At 39.2% G+C, this 22,293-nt stretch carries 15 protein-coding genes; 7 read left to right on the forward strand and 8 right to left on the reverse strand.

Features of this window, described 5'->3' with window-relative positions:
* Positions 1–65: 65 nt before the first annotated feature.
* The gene (priA, locus tag ACM03V_RS25590; RefSeq protein WP_414623620.1) at positions 66–2,663 is read left to right on the forward strand and encodes a primosomal protein N'; all 2,598 of its coding nucleotides are present in this window, start codon (positions 66–68) and stop codon (positions 2,661–2,663) included.
* 156 nt (positions 2,664–2,819) lie between these two features.
* Here priA and ACM03V_RS25595 read toward each other — a convergent pair whose 3' ends face one another.
* The 5 genes from ACM03V_RS25595 to ACM03V_RS25615 form a co-directional block, all read right to left on the reverse strand.
* A complete protein-coding gene (locus ACM03V_RS25595; RefSeq protein ID WP_414623621.1) occupies positions 2,820–4,811 on the reverse strand; it encodes a response regulator in 1,992 nt (663 codons plus the stop codon).
* A gap of 202 nt (positions 4,812–5,013) precedes the next feature.
* Complete coding sequence (kaiC, locus tag ACM03V_RS25600; RefSeq protein WP_414623622.1) at positions 5,014–6,534, reverse strand: circadian clock protein KaiC; 1,521 nt, start codon at positions 6,532–6,534, stop codon at positions 5,014–5,016.
* Between the two features lie 59 nt (positions 6,535–6,593).
* Positions 6,594–6,878 (reverse strand): circadian clock KaiB family protein, encoded by a 285-nt coding sequence (locus tag ACM03V_RS25605; protein ID WP_414623623.1) that lies wholly within the window; start codon positions 6,876–6,878, stop codon positions 6,594–6,596.
* A gap of 84 nt (positions 6,879–6,962) precedes the next feature.
* A complete protein-coding gene (locus ACM03V_RS25610) occupies positions 6,963–7,832 on the reverse strand; it encodes a response regulator (protein ID WP_414623624.1) in 870 nt (289 codons plus the stop codon).
* Between the two features lie 563 nt (positions 7,833–8,395).
* Positions 8,396–9,580, reverse strand: a complete 1,185-nt coding sequence (locus ACM03V_RS25615) for a sensor histidine kinase (RefSeq protein WP_414623625.1) — start codon at positions 9,578–9,580, stop codon at positions 8,396–8,398.
* Positions 9,581–10,059: 479 nt separating this feature from the next.
* On the opposite strand from ACM03V_RS25615, the gene kdpA reads away from it, so the two are divergent.
* From kdpA to ACM03V_RS25645, 6 genes are all read left to right on the forward strand, one after another.
* Complete coding sequence (gene kdpA / locus ACM03V_RS25620; protein WP_414623626.1) at positions 10,060–11,742, forward strand: potassium-transporting ATPase subunit KdpA; 1,683 nt, start codon at positions 10,060–10,062, stop codon at positions 11,740–11,742.
* A gap of 170 nt (positions 11,743–11,912) precedes the next feature.
* Positions 11,913–14,015 carry a potassium-transporting ATPase subunit KdpB gene (gene kdpB / locus ACM03V_RS25625; protein WP_414623627.1) on the forward strand — a complete coding sequence of 701 codons (2,103 nt, stop codon included), beginning with the start codon at positions 11,913–11,915 and terminating at the stop codon, positions 14,013–14,015.
* A 156-nt stretch (positions 14,016–14,171) separates the two neighbouring features.
* Entirely contained in the window at positions 14,172–14,774 is a 603-nt protein-coding gene (gene kdpC, locus ACM03V_RS25630) for a K(+)-transporting ATPase subunit C (protein WP_414623628.1), read from the forward strand.
* 106 nt (positions 14,775–14,880) lie between these two features.
* Entirely contained in the window at positions 14,881–16,035 is a 1,155-nt protein-coding gene (locus ACM03V_RS25635; protein WP_414623629.1) for an anhydro-N-acetylmuramic acid kinase, read from the forward strand.
* Between the two features lie 140 nt (positions 16,036–16,175).
* On the forward strand, positions 16,176–16,622 hold the full coding sequence (locus ACM03V_RS25640) for a hypothetical protein (protein WP_414623630.1): 447 nt from the start codon (positions 16,176–16,178) through the stop codon (positions 16,620–16,622).
* A gap of 398 nt (positions 16,623–17,020) precedes the next feature.
* Positions 17,021–18,598 (forward strand): serine/threonine protein kinase, encoded by a 1,578-nt coding sequence (locus ACM03V_RS25645; RefSeq protein ID WP_414623631.1) that lies wholly within the window; start codon positions 17,021–17,023, stop codon positions 18,596–18,598.
* Positions 18,599–19,027: 429 nt separating this feature from the next.
* Here ACM03V_RS25645 and ACM03V_RS25650 read toward each other — a convergent pair whose 3' ends face one another.
* From ACM03V_RS25650 to ACM03V_RS25660, 3 genes are all read right to left on the reverse strand, one after another.
* The gene (locus tag ACM03V_RS25650) at positions 19,028–19,228 is read right to left on the reverse strand and encodes an NblA/ycf18 family protein (protein ID WP_414623632.1); all 201 of its coding nucleotides are present in this window, start codon (positions 19,226–19,228) and stop codon (positions 19,028–19,030) included.
* 633 nt (positions 19,229–19,861) lie between these two features.
* Positions 19,862–20,590 carry a PP2C family protein-serine/threonine phosphatase gene (locus ACM03V_RS25655; RefSeq protein WP_414623633.1) on the reverse strand — a complete coding sequence of 243 codons (729 nt, stop codon included), beginning with the start codon at positions 20,588–20,590 and terminating at the stop codon, positions 19,862–19,864.
* A 17-nt stretch (positions 20,591–20,607) separates the two neighbouring features.
* A complete protein-coding gene (locus tag ACM03V_RS25660; RefSeq protein ID WP_414623641.1) occupies positions 20,608–22,293 on the reverse strand; it encodes an ABC1 kinase family protein in 1,686 nt (561 codons plus the stop codon).

Below are 22,293 nucleotides of genomic sequence, written 5' to 3' on the forward strand. Positions count from 1 at the left end.
TCATTCCGTTAAGTCAATTTTGTTAAACGGATATTGGTAATTATCGATCGCTTAAATAAAAAATTATGTATACAAATAACGCAGCTTTACCAACTGCGATAAGCCGGAGGCTTGACGCTTCGCGTATCGCGGCTGCAAATCGAGGCGAATATAGCCTCAGAATTCCCCAAGCCCAATGGGTTGAAGTGTTGGTGGACTGTCCGAGAGCCACGGGATTATTCACTTACGGATTACCAAAGCACTTAGAAGTACAACCTGGAGATATTTTGAGCGTGCCTTTTGGTACGCAAACCCTTGGTGGAATAGCAATTCGTAAATTAACAAAGCCTCCCCAAGATATACCAATAGAAAAAATTCGGAATATAGAAGATGTAGTCAGCGTCGGATTTTTCCCAGATTTTTACTGGGAATTATTGAACCGAGTTGCAGCATATTATTACACGCCTTTAATTCAAGTAATTCGCGTTGCTTTACCTCCGGGTTTGTTAGGAAAATCTCAACGTCGCATTAAACTTGTTTCTCCAAAAAATACTTCTCCAACTTCGCGCTCTTCCTCTCTCTCATTTTCTCTTTCCCCCGCAGCGCAAAAAATTCTCGATCTACTCCAACTATCACCAGAAGGAAATTACAGTTTTGTTTATCTAAGTCGGCAAGTTCGCGGCGCTTATCGTGCGGTAAGGGAATTACGAAGATTTGGTTTGATAGAAACTTATTTGGAAGCACCTCGTTTAACAAAACCGCAAAGAAAAAAAGCAGTAACATTAATTGCAAGTAATTTTGCAGCCGATTTAACCACCCGACAACGGTCAATTTTAGAAGTATTACGACGGCGCGGTGGTGAGATGTGGCTAACTGAATTATTACAAACTTGCAGCGCCAGTTCTTCAACTATAAAAACCATAGAAAACAAAGGTTACGTTGTCGTAGAAGAAAAAGAAATTTTACGAATTGATACCTCTAAAAATGCAGATGATACATTCGCTGGAGCGCAAGTAAAAAACCTCACATCAGCCCAACAAACAGCTATAGAAACGATAAATAATATTAATGGATTTGCATCAATCCTATTACATGGAGTCACGGGTTCGGGAAAAACAGAAGTCTATTTGCAAGCAATTACAGCTCTATTGCAAAAAGGTAAATCGGCATTAGTATTAGTCCCCGAAATCGGATTAACACCGCAACTAACCGATCGCTTTCGTGCCAGATTCGGCAACAAAGTCAGCGTATATCATAGCGCCCTCTCCGATGGCGAACGTTATGACACTTGGCGGCAAATGCTAGCAGGGGAACCCCAAGTAGTCATCGGCACCCGTAGCGCCATTTTTGCACCATTACCCAACCTCGGCATCATAATCTTAGATGAAGAACACGACTCATCATTCAAACAAGATTCCCCCATGCCCACCTACCACGCTCGTAAAGTCGCAGCTTGGCGAGCAGAATTACAAAATTGTCCCCTAATCTTGGGTTCCGCAACTCCCTCCTTGGAAAGTTGGGTAGCTGCGGGAGAGGGGGGAGAGGGGGTAGAGGGGGTAGAGGGGGAAGAATTATTACTCAATTCCCAATTCCCAAAATCGTACTACCTTCCCCTCCCAGAGCGCGTCAATTCCCGCCCTCTACCTCCGGTGGAAATAGTAGATATGCGCTCAGAATTACAGCAGGGAAATCGTTCTATATTTAGTAAGTCTTTACAGCAGGGTTTGCAAGAACTTATTGAAACTGGGCAGCAAGGAATTTTATTTATTCATCGTCGGGGACACAGTACTTTTGTATCCTGTCGTAGCTGCGGATACGTAATGGAATGTCCTTATTGTGATGTATCGCTATCCTATCACCAAACTGAAGCCGGAGCAGCCCAGGTTTTGCGCTGTCATTACTGCAATTATGCAACTCCCCACCCCAAAAATTGCCCCGATTGTTGTTCCCCTTATTTAAAATTCTTTGGTAGCGGTACTCAAAAGGTAGCGCAAGAGTTAGCAAAACAGTTTCCTGAATTAAAATTTATCCGTTTTGACAGCGACACCACCCGCAACAAAGGAGCGCATCGCACATTACTAACCAGATTTGCCAAAGGTGAAGCGCATTTATTAATCGGAACCCAAATGCTCACCAAAGGTTTAGATTTACCCCAAGTAACTTTAGTGGGAGTAGTCAGCGCCGATGGATTGCTGCATTTATCAGATTACCGCGCCAGCGAACGCGCTTTCCAAACATTAACCCAAGTTGCCGGACGTGCTGGTAGAGGTGAAGACCCCGGAAGAGTTATAATCCAGACTTACACTACAGAACATCCAGTCATCGAAGCAGTACAGCAACACGATTATCAAACTTTTATTCAAGACGAATTAGAACAGCGAGAAGCATTAAATTATCCACCCTACGGTAGATTGATTTTATTGCGATTGAGCAGTCCAGATGACGTACTAGTAGAAAACACCGCCACAGAAATTGCCGAAAAGCTAGAGCAGCGATCGGATATAGACATATTGGGGCCAGCACCAGCAAACATATTAAGAGTAGCAAACCGTTATCGCTGGCAAATACTACTCAAATTTGCTCCCGAAGACTTGCCGCAACTACCCGATTGGCAAGAAATACGTCAGATGTGCCCGGATTTGGTTAGCTTAACGATTGATATCGATCCGCTGAATATTATGTGAATTTTAGGGAGTAGGGAGTAGGCAGTAGGGAGTAGAAGGGGAGATGGGGGAGATGGGGGAGAGGGGGGAGAATAAATAATAATTACCAATTACCCATGCCCCATTCCCCATGCCCTATGCCCCATTACCAATTACCAATTCCTAACTGTTCACTGTTCACTGTTCACTATTCGCTGTCAACTCCGCGACTTTTTCTGCTAAATTTTCTACCTGAATTGGTTTGGCAAGATGCAGGTTAAAACCAGCTTGTAGAGATTCATTTTGATTTGTTTCTCCTGCATAAGCGGTTAGTGCGATCGCAGGTATTTTTGCGCCTTTTCGGGAAGGTAGCGCTCGAATTTGACGCATCAGTGTATGTCCGTTTACTTCGGGCATAGCAATATCACTGATAAGTAAGTCTGGTTGATTTTTTAAGAATAATTGAAATGCTTCTGATGCGGATGTTGCTGTTTGTACTGATGCTCCGTAGGTTTCCAGGACAAATTTTAAAAACTCTAAGTTGTCTGGCTCGTCGTCTACTATAAGAATATTTATACCGTTAAAATCTAAATTTACGCTGTGTTTATTGTTAGTTTCGGTATGGGTTTCGACGTTGTAAATTACAGGTATTTCTACAGTAAATGTCGTACCTTTGCTAATACCCGGACTTTCTACTTGAATGTTACCACCGTGAAGTTCTACTAAATATTTTACGATGGCTAACCCCAATCCCAATCCTCCAGTATTTCTAGTACTGGAACTGTTTTCCTGACGAAAGTATTCAAATACATAAGGTAAAAAATGAGAATTGATTCCTTTCCCCGTATCCGTAATTTGAATTTTTGCTTGGGAATTATCCAACTCTAAATCTACATTTACTTTTCCTTCCGAAGGAGTAAATTTGACTGCATTAGAAAGTAAATTCCAAAAAATTTGCTGCAACCGGTTAGCATCTCCTTCAACAATTACGGTTTCTGGAGGAAAGTTGGTAATGATTTCAACAGATTTTGCATGAGCAGCTAAATGCACAGTTTCGATGGCAGCTTTGATTATATTTATCAAGTCAACGCTAACTGGATTAAGCTGCAATTTACCGCGCAATATCCGCGAAACATCAAGCAAATCTTTGATCATTTCTGCTTGCAAAGAAGCATTTCGCTCAATTGTTTCTAATGCTCGATCAATTCTTTGAGGGGGAAGTTTATTAGAGCGTAAAAGTTGAGTCCATCCTAAAATCGGATTAAGTGGAGTTCGCAATTCATGGGAAAGTACGGCTAAAAACTCATCTTTCACCCGGTTTGCAGCTTCGGCTTTTGCTAATAATCTAATTCTGTCTAATTCGGCTTGCTTGCGTTCGGTAATATCTCTTAAAGTTACTAAATTAGCGGGTTTTCCCTGCCAATCTACTTTTACCACGCGCATTTGTGCTATTAATGCTTTTCCCGTTTTCGTAGAAACATCTACTTCGGTATTATCTCCACCAGCGACAGGGAAACCGAATATTTCTCCTAAAAGTTCTTCTTCTTTACGATTAAATAGCTTTAAAGCAGCGGTATTAATAAATCTGACTATTCCTTGCTTATCTACTACTACTATTCCATCTGGATTTTTGGTAATCAGCATCCGCAACTGCTTTTCGCTCTTTTTCAGCGCAGCTTCTACTTTTTCCCTACGAATACTTTCTGTTTGTTTTTGCTGACGTTGCTTTTGTAATTCTGTTGCTTGACAAAATAAACGTTGCTGTAGATCGGTTAAATGATTATTGCGTTTTTCTACTACACTAAATTCAGCTTGCGAACATTGATCGTCAAGTGCTTGTTTCACTACTAATGGCAGCCGATGCAATTCATCTGTAGTTAGATAATCAGTTGCACCAGCTTTCATGCAAGCTACAGCATCTTGTGCGTGATTTTTACCATTAAAAATTATGAAAGGAGCGTATATTTCTTTTTCTTGTAAAATTGCTTGAGCTATTAAAATCGCTAGCTTCGGGTGTTCGTAATCTGCTAATATTACTTTTACATCACAATTTAGATTAGTCACAAATTCTGCTTCAGTTTCTATTTGCTTTGCTATGGGATTAAATTTAGCTTCGCTTAATAACGATAGTATGTTTCCGTTTTTTTCAGCAGAATCACATAATAATAGTAGATTTACTGTAACTACCATAAACACCATTTAATAACTAAATATTTTTTACTTACAACAAAGAAATATTCTTAAATTTGGTAAGTCTATTTTTTTTAACCAAATTAAATTCGCATTATTCCAGTCGTAATTAGATGATAGAAGTTAAATTATTTCTATATTTTAAATTATTACCACGATATCAAGATAATTTTGTCTACCTTAAGAACTATAGAAATTGCGATTATGCTTGATCTTGAAATAACTCGCTCAGACGGTTTATTTCATCCTGGTTTACATACATTGGATTCCCAGATAAAATGCCGATGACGTTGCGGAAACTTCTACCAATATGCATTCCCTTATCGTCAATTGTAAACTCGCGAATTTGCTTATCGTGCATTGAACCCCGCATTTTGATTACCGCCAACCCTCTTTTAATTTCCCCATAAACTTCCACATATCGCAGTAAAATAATTGAATCCGTAGTTGTAGAAATTTGAGACTCAGTTACCGAACTACCTCCTAAGAAAGTTGGAGCAGTAGCCGTATAAAGTCCAGTTATCCCTTCCCGTCTAACTGTCGCATTGAAACTAGCAAGAAATTCCCTAAACCCGTTGAGCGTGGCAACTTTTTCTAAAGCCGTCAAACTATCAATTACTATCCGATGGGGTTGAAACTCGTTTATGTCTTCCTGCATTTTAATTAGATGATTTTCTAATCGCGTCGATTCTGGATAGCGAAATATAATTTTTAGCATTCCTTGTTTTTCAGCTTGTGCCAAATCCATACCCCATCCTCGCGCATTCCTCATCAACTGATGCCGATTTTCTTCAAACGAAAAATAAATGCAGCGTTCCCCATTTTTAATTCCGCCAGAAATAAACTGAGTTGAAAGTAAAGTTTTCCCCGTACCAGTAGCACCACTAACTAAAATAATTGAATCGCGGTAAAAACCACCACCACACATTTGATCGAGTTCGTCATTCCCATTGCAAATACGGACGATAGATGAATCCCTATCCTGCGAAGACATTGCTGAAAGGGGAATAGTCACAAACCCTTTATCGGCAAGAATCGTAAACGGGAACTCCCCTTGTTGATGGGAACTACCGCGATATTTAAGAATTTCTAAAGTACGACGGCGCTTTTCTTCAATCAATACGTTTCTTAAAATAATCACGTTGTCAGCTACATACTCTTCCACTCCGTGAGTGCTGATTGGGCCGTATTCCTGATTGCGTTCCGATGTTAAAATCGCCGTACTGTTAACATCTCGTAAAGCGGAAACAATGATAAATAAATCGTCGCGGATTTGAGATTTATTAGGTATGTAGCTAAATATTGCTCCCAAAGAATCCATCGAAACTCTAGTAGCTTTTACTTTGTCAATCGCATACTTAATTCGAGCTAGCAAAGGACTTAAATCGTAATCTCCACTAATATAAGCATTGTTACCAGGCTCCGGAGAAGCATCAACAAAATACCATTTACCTGTCTCTTCCAACTTGGCAATATCCCAACCAAAACCGCGCATATTTTTGCGAATATTTTGAGGAGATTCTTCAAAGGTAACGTAAACTCCTGTTTCTCCTCGCTTAATTCCTTCAATCAAAAACTGACAAGAGAATATTGTCTTACCACAACCCGCACTACCAACAACCAAAGTAGTACGTCCAATTGGCAATCCACCTTCAGAAATTAAATCAAAACCTGGAATTCCTGTTTCTAATTTTTTGATCTCTTCAACATTTTCTTCAGCCATCTCAAAATTTTTGTTCTTATTATTTGATGTTAGATAATTATCTAAGCAATTTGTTATAGCTACTCGCTAAATATATCATGTTTCCTACTTTTAATTCCCAGCCCCATCAAAACTGTTTTGAGTTCGGATAAATCGCCAATAATTCTTACTTGTGGCAAAGGAGATTCTTTAATTAAAGTTGGTGTCACGAGAATTTTTTCTTTTTCAGCAACATCGGGTTGCTTTAATACATCAATAACAATAATTTTATATTCGTTGGGAAAAAATTTTTCACATAATTCTTTTAAGTTAGATATTGCTCTATCCGATCTAGGTGTATTTCCTGTTACATATAGCCTTAACACATATTTTTTTTCTAAACTACTTTTACACATTATGATTAAACGTATTTATTTCTATACGTATCTATTATTTACTATTAATCTCATTTAATCAGGATCTAAATTATTACTAATTTTATCAAAACTAAGTTTATTTAATCCTATAAAATACTTTCGATAATAAGCTGTAAGATAACCCATTAATTGCAATAATATTAAACGTCCTTCGGTTGCATAAGCTTGATATTTCTTAGAAGAATGGTCGGTTTTTCCTTTCAAAACAGCAGTATGAATTTCAATCGTATCTCTGGGAGTAGCCTGCATAAAACCTAGTTGTCTAGCCAAAGCACCGAGCTTATCGGAGATATTATGCTCAACTTTATAAGCTTTCTCCTCCAAAGCTAAATCCATAATTTCGCCGTAATTTTGGACTAATTCCGCAAAAATATCTGGTTTGCTGTCTCGTAAAGATTCTAACCCCGATAGATTAGCGTTGGAAGAAGCGGATGTTCCTAAAGCCTCAAGTTGCTCAAATTCCACCTTTTCTTGTTCTGTTTGCTGCTGCTTTAAAACATTTAGCTGCTGCTGTCGCTCTATTGCCGAACGAATAGCATAAACTAGTAGATTAGTATCAATTTCAGTTTTATGTAAATATCCGATTGCACCCAATTCCAAAGCTTTAACAGCAGCAGCTTCATCTAAAACGGTATAAACAATAATTGGCAAATTCGGAACCACTTCTAACATTCTCGTCAAAGTTTTAATTCCCCGACTATCAGTAACCATTAAGTCTAGGAAAATAACGTCGATATCATTAAGCGATAACTGCTGCAATCCATGCTCTAAAGATTGAGCAACAATTATCTCAAAACCTTGTTTAAACGAAGAAGACTTAGCTTTAGATAGCTGTCTGCGAAAATACTCAATCTCAAGAGGTTCATCCTCCACTAAAAGGATTTGGCAACGATGATTCAGCATAAGTTATTATCAGTTATCAGATAATGGCGATCAATAAATTCTATTAAATCTGCTATTTATTAATCTTTAACTTTACTTAAAAAAATTTAAAAATCGGACATATCTAATACTTTTATAAGTCTACAGGATGGTGTAATAACTAGAAGAAAATTTCTTAGTCATCTAGCCATTAAAATATCACCTTACATGAACTTTAGATGCTTATAAAATTTAGTGACACATCCAAAGTATGAATTGAGTGGTGATTTTTTAATTACAATAAGTAGGTTGGCGTAAATAAACAGAACTATACTTTGTCATTGCGAGGAGGCACGACGAAGCAATCGCAAGGGTTTCAGATTATTTACATTTTGTTACATAATTATAAATTTCCCCGCCCACCTACTTACTTACTTACTTACAACTACCAAAAGGTATATTTCACAAGCTTAGGAGTTGGGAGTTAGCAGTAGCGAGTAGCAAGTAAACTACCTTTTTGCGATCTTACGATCAAAAGTTGGTTGCTCAACCGTCCATTTTCTACTTGTTACTCGCTACTTTAAAAATGTCCCCATCACCCTCTCTCAATGCGGTAAAGTAATAATAAACTTAGCACCTTCACCAGGCTTGCTTCGAGCAGAAATTTGCCCTCCATGACGTTCGATAATTCTGCGACAAATTGCTAAACCCAAACCCGTACCTTCGTACTCGCTGGAATTATGTAACCGTTGACAAGGCTCAAATATTTGTTCGAGGTATGCTTCATCGAAACCAATACCGTTATCTTCTATAGCTATTTCGCATCCATTATCTAATGCTTGATTTTGACTTCTAGGAGTTTGATAAATTTTGACGACTAATCTAATTTCTGGCTGACGATATTTTAAAGAATTACCTAGAATATTTTGAAATAGTTGATAGATTTGACCGGAATCAGCCGAAATAACGGGTAATTCACCCACTTCCCAAACTACATCTGTCAAACTATCAGCTTGTAAATCTGATATTACCCCTCGGACAACTTTAGCTAAATTTACATTTATAAAGGGTTTCCCTTGAGTCGTGACAAGGGAAAAACTGAGCAAATCCTCAATCAAGCTTTGCATTCGACTTCTTACTTGAGCGATTTGTTTGAGATAATCATTCCCTTCTTCATCCAAAACCTCGCTATAATCTTCTTCAAGATATTCCGAAAGAATTTGAATCTTGTGCAGCGGTGAGATTAAATCGTGAGACACCACGCTGGCAAAGTCTTCTAAATCGCGATTGCTGCGTTTTAATTCCGTAAGTAAACTTTTTAATCTAGCTTCGGCTTGCTTGCGTGGCGTAATATCTTGAATTTGAGCAATAAAATATAGCGGTTGCTCTTGTTTATCCCTTACTAAAGAAACGCTGAGTAAGATCCAAACAATATGCCCGCTTGAGTGAAAATAACGCTTTTCCATTTGGTAAGTGCGTATTTCACCCGCAAGCACTTTACGCACGCTACCTAAATCAGCTTCTAAATCATCGGGATATGTAATCTCTTGAAAAGTTGTCTTGAGCAAATCAGTTTCAGAATAACCGACAATTTCACATAAAGCACGATTAACCTTCAACCATCGCCCATCAGTAGCTACAAGCGCCATACCAATTGCGGCATCGTTGAAAGCTAAACGAAATAACTCTTGGCTATCGGGCAATAGTTCCTCAACTTGCTTTAATTGGACGATTTCATTACTATTTGTAGAAACAGGTTTTATCTCTCTACCGTTAATATATTCCGACACAACGGAAATTAATTATTTAGTTCACATAATCTATCTTAACAACCAGGTTTAGCAAAAAAAGATTTATTATTCTTTTCTAATATTTCAAACAATGTTTTTTATTATACATTGTTATCCCTTAGTATCTGTTATATCGGTGAAAGTCATTAATATAAGTGTTTATGCAAAAAGTGTAGAGCATAAAAACCTATTTTATTTAAACAGGAATATAATATGCCAATTATCAACCGAAGAAGTAATCATTAAAAAATCATAAAAAATAACGTATTAATTGAAGATTAGCTGATAATACCGGGAATATATCAATATCTAGTCGCAATAGATAAAGAAAGCAATTTACCTAAAAAACATTGCATAATTAACTAAAGTAAGATATTTTCCAGATATCTTGTAAATTATATTACAAGATACTAATTTATATTCCTATTAATAGACGCGATACTAGTAATCTTTTATCAACTGTATACGGACAAAAATACATGGGACAAGGTTTGTTACAGATAGGGTTAACCCTTGCTGTGGTGTTAATTATTACGCCAATATTTGGGAAATATATAGCCAACGTATTTATGGGTAAAACAACATTGCTTGATAAAGTAATGAACCCATTAGAAAAAGTTATTTATAAGCTAGCAGACGTAAATCCTCAAAAAAATATGACGGGTAGGCAATATGCTTATTCTTTGCTGCAAAGCAACTTATTTATGGGAGTTTTAGTATATTTACTAATTATTTTTCAAAAGGTTTTACCGTGGAATCCGAATAAGTTTGGTGCCCCAAGGTGGGATTTAACACTGCATACCACTATTTCATTTTTAACTAATACAGGGCAGCAGCATTACTTAGGAGAAAAAACCCTGAGTCATTTTAGCAGTATGGCGGGTTTAACTTTTTTGATGTTTGTCTCAGCAGGGACAGGTTTAGCAGTAGGTATTGCTTTTATTCGCGGTTTGACGGGTAAACCTTTAGGAAATTATTACGCGGATTTAATTCGGGGGATAACCCGTATATTGCTGCCTCTAACTATTATTGGAGCCATCGTATTATTGGCGAGTGGAGTACCGCAAACTGTTGGGGCACCTATAGCAGTAGAAACCTTGGAGGGTAGAACCCAGTATATTGCTACAGGGCCAGTAGCATCTTTTGAAACGATCAAACTGTTGGGTACAAACGGCGGCGGTTTTTTTGGTGCGAATTCTGCCCATCCCTTTGAAAATCCCAGTAGTTTCACTAACTTAATCGAAATTATCGCGATGATGTCTATTCCAGCCGCGATGATTTTTGTTTACGGTGCATTCTCTAACAATATTAAACAAGCTTGGCGGCTGTTTTGGATGGTATCCTTAATCTTCCTAGTTTTACTTTGGATAACAGCAGCAGGAGAATTTCAAGGTAATCCCCTGGTAAATTCTGAATTAGGACTCGAACAACCCAACTTAGAAGGAAAAGAAGTAAGATTTGGCTGGGCACAAACAGCGCTATGGGCAGTCATAACTACCGCAACCATGAACGGCGCAGTTAACGGAATGCACGATTCTTTAATGCCTGCTGGAGGTTTTTCTACCTTACTCAGTATGTTTTTGCACGTGATTTGGGGTGGAATAGGCACCGGAATTGTTTATTTATTGATTTATCAATATTTAACCGCATTCTGGGCAGGATTAATGATCGGTAGCACTCCAGAATTTTTTGGACGTAAAATTACAAAACGTTCAATAGTGTTGGCGAGTTTGGTAGTGCTGATTCATCCCATAGCGGTATTAATCCCCAGCGCGATCGCCTTAGCTTATCCTATATCTTTATCTGGAATCAGCAACCCCGGTTTTCATGGTATATCTCAAGTAGTTTACGAGTACATTTCAGCCAGTGCCAACAACGGCTCCGGCTTTGAAGGTTTGACAGACAATACCTTGTGGTGGAACTTAAGTACTGCTACAAGTATGCTATTAGGACGCTACGTTAGTATATGCGCCATCCTACTTTTAGCAGGTACTATGGCAAATACAAAACCAGTACCGGCAATTCCTGCTACCTTAAAAACCGACACACTTTTATTTACGAGTTTGACAACTATCGTAATTTTTATTTTAAGCTTTCTAATTTTCTTCCCCATCTTAATCAATGGCCCCTTAGCCGAAGCATTTAGGCTAGCAGCACAGTGAACAGTTATCAGTTATCAGTTATCAGTTATCAGTTATCAGTTATCAGTGAGGAGTTAAAAGTTAGGAGTTAGGAGTTGAAAATAAATATTTCTCCTTGTCCCCTTGTCTCCTTATCCCCCCATCTCCCCCCATCTCCCCATCCCCCCATCCCCCTGTCCTCCCCAATGCCTATGAACCCAGTAGCGACGACTTCCAAGTCTAAACTTGCCACTTCTTCAATTAAAGAACCTCGTTCCCCGCGTAAAAAAGTGAAGGCAAGTAAAAAAGGACTTTATCGTAGAGCGATAAGAGACGCTTTTGCGAAGTTTAATCCCAAGCACATCATCAAAAATCCTGTGTTGCTGGTGGTTTGGGTAAGTACATTTATTACCTTAGCCGCAACAATTTTCCCGGCTTTATTTGGCTCAAAATCAATAGAAGATGCACGACTTTTTAACGGTGCAGTTACTGTAATTTTATTTTTAACGGTGTGGCTGGCTAACTTTGCCGAAGCATATGCTCAAAGTCGCGGAAAAGCACAAGCTGATGTATTGCGCTCTATTAAGTCCGATATAAATGCCAAAAAACTTCTTGCTGACGGCAGCATTTCTGAAGTTCCCGCTACCAGTTTGCAGCGCGGCGATACCGTATATGTAGTGGCTGGTGATGTTATCCCCACCGACGGAGAAGTAATTATGGGTGCTGCGAGCGTAGATGAAGGAGCAATTACTGGAGAATCGGCACCCGTACTCAAAGAAGCGGGTTCTGATGTGGCTAGTTATGTTACCGGCGGCAGTCGTATTATTTCTGATGAATTGATCGTTAGAATTACCGTCGATCCAGATAAAGGGTTTATCAACCGAATGATTTACGTCATCGAAAGGAGAGAACGTAAGAAAACACCTAACGAAGCAACTCTCACCGTTTTACTAGCGCTGATTAGCTTGATGTTTTTATCCGCGATCGCAACTTTTCCAGCAATAGCATATTATGTTAAATCTCCGATTAGCGTACCTATTCTAATTGCTATTTTCGTGGCATTAATTCCTACAACAGTTGCCAGTTTACTAAGTGCTACTACTATTGGAGGCATGGATCGCGTTGCTCAATTAAACTTAATCGCTACTTCAGCTAGAGCTATAGAAGCCTGTGGAGATGTTAGCACCTTAATTCTAGATAAAACAGGAACCGTAACCCGAGGCAACCGTTTAGCAGATGGTTTTATTCCGATCGACGGTCATACAATGCAAGAAATTGCTTATGTGGGTCTAGCAGCAAGTATATTTGATGACACATCAGAAGGAAAATCAATAGTTCGTCTGGCACAAAGATTGGGATCGAGAATTGATTTTGACTATGAAGCAGCCGAAGCGGTAAAATTCAGCGCCAGAAGCAGGATAGGTGGAACTAATTTACCCAATGGTTCGATGGTGCGAAAAGGAGCCGTAGATGCTGTAAAAGACTTCGTGCGATCGCAAGGTGGAGAATTTTCCTCCGAACTAAATTCAGCTTACGAAATGGTATCCCAACAAGGAGGAACACCATTAGCCGTATGCATGAATGACGAAATTTACGGCATCATTTATTTAAAAGATAATATCAAACCGGGCATACGGGAACGCTTCGGACAATTACAAAGGCTTGGCGTGCGAACCATTATGATTACCGGCGACAATCATATAACGACTTCTGTAATTGCCAGAGAAGCCGGTGTCAAAGAATTTATTGCCGAAGCCACCCCCGAAGACAAAATCGCTGTAGTTCAACGAGAACAAGCAGAAGGTAAATTAGTCGCAATGACAGGGGATGGTACAAACGATGCAGCAGCATTAGCCCAAGCCAATGTTGCCGTAGCCATGAACAACGGAACTCAAGCAGCAAAAGAAGCAGCCAATATTATCGATTTGGACTCAGATCCCACAAAATTAATCGACATCATCGGTATTGGTAAACAAGTGCTAATGACTCGTGGTGCTTTAATCACATTTTCAGTTGCAAACAACATAGCCAAATACTTTGCAATTGTTCCAGTCATATTTGCTTCCACGTCAAATAAATTAGACATAATGAACTTGACAAGCACCAATTCCGCCGTGCTGTCAGTCTTGATTTACAATGCATTAATTATTCCAGCATTAATACCCTTAGCCCTCAGAGGTGTACCATTCACACCCATGACACCCAATCAACTTCTACAACGCAATATTTTGATTTATGGAATAGCTGGTTTGATTATCCCATTTATCGCAATTAAATTAATAGACCTGATAATTTCTCTAACCGTTTTAGCGTGACAGTTATCAGGGGAGAGGGGGAGAGGGGGAGATGGGGAGATGGGGAGATGGGGAGATGGGGAGAGTTATTACTCAATTACCAATTACCAATTCCCAATTCCCAATGCCCAATGCCCAATGCCCAACTTTATTTAATCCAAAATCGAAAGTTCTATCATGTTTAAACTTCGAGCAATTGCTTCTGCAATTAGAGTTAGCTTGATATTGTGGTTGCTTACTGGCATTATCTATCCATTATTTATACTTTTAGTAGCTCAAATTCCTTTGTTTCAATATGAAGCTAAAGGTAGTGTAATGGTTGATTTATATAATGAACCAATCGGTTCGGCTTTAATTGGTCAAACATTTACATCCGAAGAGTATTTTCATAGCCGACCAAGTAGCGTATTATACTCTCAGGGAAAAAAAGCTCAACCTACTGGGATATCTGGTTCTAGCAATCTTGCTCCTAGCAACCCAAAATTACTTGAGCGAATTTCAGAGACAGTTAATATACTTCAAGATGAAGGCGTAGATCTCCGTGCTGATTTAATTTATACTTCTGCTTCGGGATTAGACCCCCATATTACATATAAATCGGCATTACAGCAGTTAAATAGAGTTGCTAGCGCTCGCAATTTACGACCTGATGAAATTTTCCCCGATATTGTCAAATATACCGAAGGTAGATTTTTAAATATATTTGGCGAACCTGGAGTTAATATCTTGAAATTAAATTACGCTCTCGATCTTCGAGAAATTAGCCGTAGAAGAAATTGATCTGGTGCGTGGTGCAGTAGTACTTCGCCACATTAATTGTGCTAGGTTCGAGAACTTTGATTACTTTCTACTTCCTGTCAAAGATAAATCCAAAATCTAAAATCCCATGACTCGCGTAATTGGTTTAATGAGTGGTACATCGGTAGATGGTATCGATGCTGCTTTAGTTGATATTTTCGGTACGGATTTAGATATCAAAATAGAATTGATCGCAGGTGAAACATACCCCTATCCCCCAGAAATAAGAGAACGTATTTTAGAAGTTTGCCAGGGTAAAGCTATTTCAATGGTAGAGTTAGCAAACTTAGATGATGCGATCGCCTATTCTTTTGCCTCTGCTGCAATCAATATTCAAATAGGTCATCAACAAGCCACTTTAATAGGTTCTCACGGTCAAACAGTTTATCACCGACCGCTGACGGAAAAGGGCGAAGGTAAACTTGGTTACAGCTTACAAATCGGTCGCGGAACCTTAATTAATCATTTAACAGGTATTACCACCATAAATAATTTCCGTGCTGCTGATATTGCAGCAGGAGGTCAAGGTGCGCCTTTAGTACCTCGTATAAATGCAGCCTTACTCAGTGATGATTCGGAAGCTCGCTGTATTCAAAATATTGGTGGAATTGGCAATATTACTTATATTCCCGTCCGTGGGGGCGATTGGCTTTCAAAGATTCGCGGTTGGGATACTGGCCCCGGAAATAGTTTATTAGATTTAGCCGTCGAACATTTAACCGATAAAGCAAAAACCTACGATGAAGATGGAAACTGGGCCTCAACAGGTAATCCTTGTTTTGATTTAGTAGAGCAATGGCTCTCGCAAGAATATTTTCATTTGCCGCCACCGAAATCTACTGGTAGAGAGTTATTTGGAGTTGATTACTTACATCAATGTATAAAAGATGCAGAAAGCTTTAAACTTAATTCAGCAGATTTTCTAGCAACTCTTACAGAATTAACAGCAGCCTCAATTGTCAACAGTTACCGTAACTTTTTACCACAAATGCCACAGCGAGTATTTTTATGTGGTGGTGGCAGTCGCAACCTTTATTTAAAACATCGTTTACAACACCTATTAGGAACCATACCAGTTTCCACTACAGACGAAGTTGGTTTAAGCGCCGATTTCTTTGAAGCGATCGCCTTTGCAGTTCTAGCCTATTGGAGACACCTAGATTGCCCCGGAAATCTACCCGCAGCAACCGGAGCGATGAGGGAAGTGCTTTTAGGAAACGTTTGGGATGGGGTGATGGTGTGATGGGGAGACAAGGGGACAAGGAGACAAGGAGAATTTTAACATGCAGACCTTAGTAACTGCTCACTGCTAACTGCTCACTGTCTGTGGGCTATACTAAACAAGCTTCGCGATACTGCAACAATATAGGGAATTATCCACAGGTGGCTCATAGTTTTTTACTCGAACCAGGACGCTGGACGTTACAAGGAAATTGGTTGGAACGTGATGGTATGCCAATCGGTGTCAAAGGGATGACCCTGGTTGCGTGGAATCAAGATAACTGGTTCACTATGGTGACAAAACTTATTTTTCCTTCATCCGAACATCCTGAAATTGCTTTGCAGTATAAAGGACGCTTGGATGACGGAGAGCGTCAGTATACTTTCTTACTACAACATAATATATTAGGGCAAGTAGAGGGAGAAGGCTGGATTGGCCCGGAGACAATCGTCCAGCGTTACTGGGTATTGGGCGATCGCCAGCGTCGCAGTGGATTTGAAACTTTACATCGCGTGTCAGATAATACCTATCATCTAACTAGTGGAATCATGGCAGGTCATTTTCTCACCAGCACAATGGAAGCGAATGTAGAACGACAAGTCAGTTAACAGTTATCAGTTACCAGTTACCAGTTATCAGTTATCAGTTATCAGTTACCAGTTACCAATGTTAAATTTGTGACTTGCAACTTCCGCGCCTCCTACTTGCCAACTCCTCATTCCTAACTTGTAATCCAAAATCCCTGCATAAAAACATCCGTTGTTAAAATCTAAAATCCAAAATTATTTAACTTCTAACTCTTAAACATATTTTTTTCACGGTAAGTTAAGTTTTTGACCAAAATTTGGGCATTATAAAATTGAGATGAAGTTAAAAATTGTACAAAAACCAAGTTTATTCACCATTTTTTTTGTTAACAGTCAATTTCTAATTTTTTAAATCCTTTATATTCGATACCTGTCTTTAGGGCTGGTTTTATTTAATATTGTTGCAGATTGGAGTTTCTATGTCAGACCCTAACGTTGGTCGCTTAGTTGGCAAGCGCTACCGGCTTCAGGAGATAATTGGTAGTGGAGCTATGGGTCGAGTTTATCGTGCTAAGGATGTCCTGTTGGGAGGGGTGCCTGTAGCGGTTAAGTTTCTCGCCCTCTCAGTCCAAAACAAAAAAATGCGATTACGAGAACGTTTTGAGCGAGAAGCCAAAACTTGTGCTTTGTTAGGTCAAAAAAGCATCCATATTGTCCGAGTGATGGACTACGGTGTGGACGAAAAGTCTACTCCGTTTTATGTAATGGAGTATCTACAAGGGAAAAGCCTTAGTGAAATTATCCGCGATGAAAAATTTTCTTTACTTAGGTTTTTAAGTCTGGCACGTCAAATATGTTTGGGTTTGCAGTGCGCTCACGATGGCATTCTCGTTGATGGTAAAGTTTGCCCAATTATTCATCGTGATATTAAGCCAGGCAATATGCTGACAATTTACGATGCTAGTTTTGGGGAGTTAGTTAAAGTTCTCGATTTTGGGATTGCCAAGTTACTGTTGTCGGATACTCAGCAAACTAATTATTATCTAGGTACTTTGGCTTACTCTTCTCCGGAACAGATGGAAGGTAAGGAACTTGATAATCGCTCGGATATTTACAGCTTAGGCGTAATGATGTTCGAGATGTTGACGGGAAAGATGCCTTTAGTCCCGGAAAATCCTTCTTTCGGAGGATGGTATAAAGTACATCATTACAAACCACCCCGTTCTTTTTCTGAAGCTAACCCAAGATTACAATTGCCTTTAGAAATAGAAAATTTGGTGATCAAATGTCTGGCAAAACAAGCAAACGAACGTCCTCAAAGCATTAATGAAATTCTTAAAGAATTGGGTTCTATAGAACAACGTTACGAAAATTCTCAAGTTCGGACAAATACCGTTACTAATACCGAGATCGATCGCAAGGCTGCGGCTCAATCTCCTACACTCAAAGCTGATTTTATTGAACAGAGACGGGAACTTGATAATACATCAGCTTGTAATGAAGAAATTCTAAGACAAGCTGTTTGGCCTGAAGATAAACCGATTGCTGATATTGTTTTTCCTCAGAATATTCAGGTAAATGGTAATTTTACACCTGCTCTATGGGTAATGTTACCGCAAATAGAAATTCAGAAGCGTTTGGTTTGTACTCGCTACAATCAATTTCTATTTATTACTGCACCCCACCCTATGCTGTTATGGATTACCGTTATTTACCATCGCAAGTTCGGTCCAAAATGGCTTCCTCACTATCTTGACCTTAAAACTAATACTGGTAAAGATATTGCTACTCTCTTAGGAGAAACGGGTTATTACCGTCTGGTATTTTTTGGAAGAGAAACTCCTTCAAAGTGTAGCCATATTTTACTTTCGAGTATTGCACCTGCTCAACGTCAGCGCCTGCTCTCATGGGTAAATATGAGCCACACGCTACCATCTTCTGCTCAACCCCAATTCAGTAAAAAGTTGCTTAAAACTGAATATGAAAAGATTAAACCGCAAATTTTAGCAAAATTACAAGGAATAAATACAGATTCTCCCTTTGATCTTTCTGCTTAAGCGAATACCACAAATATATATATTTAATAATACAAAACTGTGGTGTTTACTCAATGAATATTAATTTTTTTTAAGAGAATGCGTAGAAAGACCTAAAATACAGTTATAAAAATAATATATAACTTTTGATTGAGCGCTCGTAGTGTTGTAATCTAAGAGTTTGCCAAGTTATTGCTGGGAAATAGATTCTGATGAATTTGCTCCAGCACGACTCAAAATGGTCTAACCTAAAATCTGCTTTAATTTCACAAGATTCTGTAAGTAAGGGTATACGACCTAACTAGTCTTGTTTAGAAGCAGGTTAAAACTTTGCCAAAAATATGTTTGGATTGTGGTTAAATTAATAGTTGACGCCCCGGCATCCCCAGCTTTTTTCCGTCTGCAAGGAACCCAGCAAGAGAAGGAGGTCGTCCACTTTGACACTATATTCTAAGCAGCCCAAGTGGAACCCGAATCCAAGCCCCACTGATGCTTAAGAAGTTCTTGGTAAGTAGCTTCTTTAACAACCATTTGCTCGTAAAGCTTAACCAAGAAGTCTTGAGCTTGTTCGTGACTCATGCCTTGAACTTGGCTGGCAAAAGAGCGAATGCTAAATTGCTGTTCCAAGGAAAGTTCGATTGGTTGGTTCATTTTTCAGACTCCAATAAGTAAAGAATAAAATAACAGCGAATGAAACTGCATCGGTAACTACAAAGTCAATACGATCTGAGTAAGCAGTGGATTTGCCGATGAATTATTACCCCTGTATAAAGAAAGATAACAATTGTTTGACATATTGCCCACAGTCGTAATGTCTATTTTTTGCTTTTATCTGTCTTGCATCTCTTCCTAATGATATAAACCTCAAGTTCAAAGGGTCATATTTCGGTTGCTTCTTGAGTTATTTGGGCATAAGAACGATAAATGTATCTTAGAAAACCAATTAACGAATCAGCTTTATTAGCGAGTGGCTCGGTTTAAAGTAGATTGGTTAATAACTATAGAGAAAGACGGGAGAGCAACGCGGATGAATTATATTCCCATTATCTTGTAGGCTTCAAGATGTCAATGCACCGCAAATATGAAAATTTAACCTCCGAATATATTATTTCGGGGGTTAAAGTATTTGTATCAAGTTGTAACTAGAAAAAATGCTCAGACTGAACAAATTGATGAGTATTTTTACTCTTAGCGTCAAATAATCTTATTTTGTATCATAAATTACCTAAAAAACTTTCTCGTACTTCTGCTCATTTATGGATAATCAAAATTAATTGATAAAATCTAATCTTCTAGTTCAATGATCGCAACAGTAATATTATCGTGTCCGCCGTTATCTTTAGCTCCTTCTATCAAAGAGAGAGCAATTTTTTCAAGTGCAGTATTTTCTTGTAGATAGTAAGCAATTTTTTCATCTGCAAGTTCTTCTGTCAAACCATCGCTGCATAATAAAAGGCGATCGCCAGATTTAACATCAAGCGGTTGCACCTTAACTTCGTTAAGATCATCGCGTCCAAGACAACGAGATAAAACATGGCGGAAAGGATGATTTCGCGCTTCTTCTATGTTGATATCGCCCATTTTTAAAGCGCGTGCAACCCAAGTATGGTCTTCGGTAATTAATTCCAACAGAGAAGAACGCCAGCGATACAAGCGCGAATCTCCAACGTGAGCAACATGGGGAGACTCACCGGGGCGAAATACAACTGTGACTACAGTAGTTCCCATATCGGCTCGTTCCGAATGTTCTTGCTGATCTTGCAGAATAGCTTCGTTAGCTTGCCATAAAGCAGACTGTAACAATTCGTCCGAAGACTTAGAACTGTCCCAATTTGATAACAGGTACTTTTGAATTTCCAATGAAGCAATTCGACTTGCCTCCTCACCTCCGGCGTGACCGCCCATGCCGTCGGCTACGATGAAAAATCGACCTTCCGGGTCAATATAGAAAGCATCCTGATTATTAGAACGAATAAGTCCCGGATCGCTAAAACCCGTGAATTTAAGTTTCATATAGTTTTATATTTAAACTAATACATACGGTCATAACGGTCGAGGCGCAAAAGCAATCTAATTAACAGCCACGATACAATTGCTGCAATTAAACCCGCGAAAGCTGCGAACCATACATAATTTTGAACTAACAATATCGTAGCTGAAAGGGTAAATCCACTGATAATCAGCGCATAAATTCCTCCTAGCAGAATATTTGTTTGTCTTCGTAGCAAACGCTCTGTCTCAATAGACCGGACGCGCACTCGCACATCTCCCCGTTCGAGTTTTTCTAGTGTCTCTTCTAATCTACGTGGTAGACCAAATGCACTAGTACTTACTTGAACTGCTTGACGACCCAGTTCGTTAATTATACTGTTCCCCTCAGAACCATTCATATCACTCATAAGCTGCATTGCGTATGGTCTAGCGACTTCCATAAAGCTAAATTCTGGATCTAATCCCTTACCGACACCTTCAAGAGTAGAAAAAGCTCTCATCACAAAAGTGAACGTAGCCGGAAATCTAAACGGCTGATCGTAAGCTATTTCATACAGGTCTTCGCTGATAGAAGCTACTGACTGTTTCTCAAATGGCTTGTCCATGAAGTGATCCAGCATATACTGAACCGAACGCCGCACTGGCCCCATGTCCTCGGTTGGTGCCAATGCTCCTAAATTGACTAACGAATTAACAACTCGCTCGCCGTCTTTGGAAGCAACACCAAAAAGTGTATCCATTAATCCTTCGCGCACGTTAGACTGAATTTTGCCCATCATGCCAAAGTCATAAAATATTAACGCACCATCCGGACTAACAGCAATGTTACCAGGATGCGGATCGGCATGAAAGAAGCCATTATTCAGCAATTGATGCAGGTAAGCTTCGGCTCCTTGACGGGCAAGAACCTTTCGATCCAAACCTGCTGCTTCCAAGGCTTCGTACTGACTAATTTTAATCCCAGGTAAGTATTCTAACGTTAATACTCTTGGTGAGGCATAGCGCCAATAAACGCGCGGAACTTTAACCCACTCTTGAGCGCGGAAGTTACGACGGAAAGTATCGGCATTACGACCTTCGTTGAGATAATCAATTTCTTCCCACAGTATGCGGCAACATTCTTCATAGATGCCAACCCAATCTCGTCCTCTTCCCCATTTCGGATGATTTTGAAAGTATTTTGTAATACCTTTAAGGATTTTTAAATCAATTTCAAAAAGTTGTTTTAATCCCGGACGCTGTACTTTAACAACAACTGCTTCCCCAGAATGCAGCACAGCTTTGTGAACTTGTCCCAAACTAGCAGCAGCTAAAGGAATAGGTTCAAAAGAAGCGAACAACTCTGGGATTTTTTTTCCGAGTTCGTATTCAATAATTTCTTCTACTTGCTCGTAACTAAAAGCTGGAACCTTATCTTGAAGTTTAGTTAGTTCTTCTACATATTCACTAGGAAATATATCGGCACGAGTAGAAAATAACTGACCTACTTTAATAAAAGTAGGTCCTAAATCTAACAGAGTGCTACGAATCCAAATTGCTTGCCATTTTCTTCTTGCAGCCTTTTTGGTGTCAGTTGCTCCCCCGCGATAGCTCCAGGATTTGTTGTATAGCCAAAGCCTTAACATTAAAGTTAGTACGAATGACCAAATGTCAAAGAAGCGTCGCCTGCTAGAATAACTTTTGCGGTTCCAACGGTATGCGTTATCTGAATAACCCTTTTCCAT

This window comes from Calothrix sp. CCY 0018 (assembly GCF_963920925.1).
Lineage (GTDB): Bacteria > Cyanobacteriota > Cyanobacteriia > Cyanobacteriales > Nostocaceae > Rivularia.

What these genes read in the sequence shown, in the direction of transcription:
- priA (WP_414623620.1), top strand. Translation starts at nt 66, where the DNA reads ATGTATACAAATAACGCAGCTTTACCAACTGCGATAAGCCGGAGGCTT.
- ACM03V_RS25595 (WP_414623621.1), bottom strand. Translation starts at nt 4,811, where the DNA reads ATGGTAGTTACAGTAAATCTACTATTATTATGTGATTCTGCTGAAAAA.
- kaiC (WP_414623622.1), bottom strand. Translation starts at nt 6,534, where the DNA reads ATGGCTGAAGAAAATGTTGAAGAGATCAAAAAATTAGAAACAGGAATT.
- ACM03V_RS25610 (WP_414623624.1), bottom strand. Translation starts at nt 7,832, where the DNA reads ATGCTGAATCATCGTTGCCAAATCCTTTTAGTGGAGGATGAACCTCTT.
- kdpA (WP_414623626.1), top strand. Translation starts at nt 10,060, where the DNA reads ATGGGACAAGGTTTGTTACAGATAGGGTTAACCCTTGCTGTGGTGTTA.
- kdpB (WP_414623627.1), top strand. Translation starts at nt 11,913, where the DNA reads ATGAACCCAGTAGCGACGACTTCCAAGTCTAAACTTGCCACTTCTTCA.
- kdpC (WP_414623628.1), top strand. Translation starts at nt 14,172, where the DNA reads ATGTTTAAACTTCGAGCAATTGCTTCTGCAATTAGAGTTAGCTTGATA.
- ACM03V_RS25635 (WP_414623629.1), top strand. Translation starts at nt 14,881, where the DNA reads ATGACTCGCGTAATTGGTTTAATGAGTGGTACATCGGTAGATGGTATC.
- ACM03V_RS25645 (WP_414623631.1), top strand. Translation starts at nt 17,021, where the DNA reads ATGTCAGACCCTAACGTTGGTCGCTTAGTTGGCAAGCGCTACCGGCTT.
- ACM03V_RS25650 (WP_414623632.1), bottom strand. Translation starts at nt 19,228, where the DNA reads ATGAACCAACCAATCGAACTTTCCTTGGAACAGCAATTTAGCATTCGC.
- ACM03V_RS25655 (WP_414623633.1), bottom strand. Translation starts at nt 20,590, where the DNA reads ATGAAACTTAAATTCACGGGTTTTAGCGATCCGGGACTTATTCGTTCT.
- ACM03V_RS25660 (WP_414623641.1), bottom strand. Translation starts at nt 22,293, where the DNA reads ATGGAAAAGGGTTATTCAGATAACGCATACCGTTGGAACCGCAAAAGT.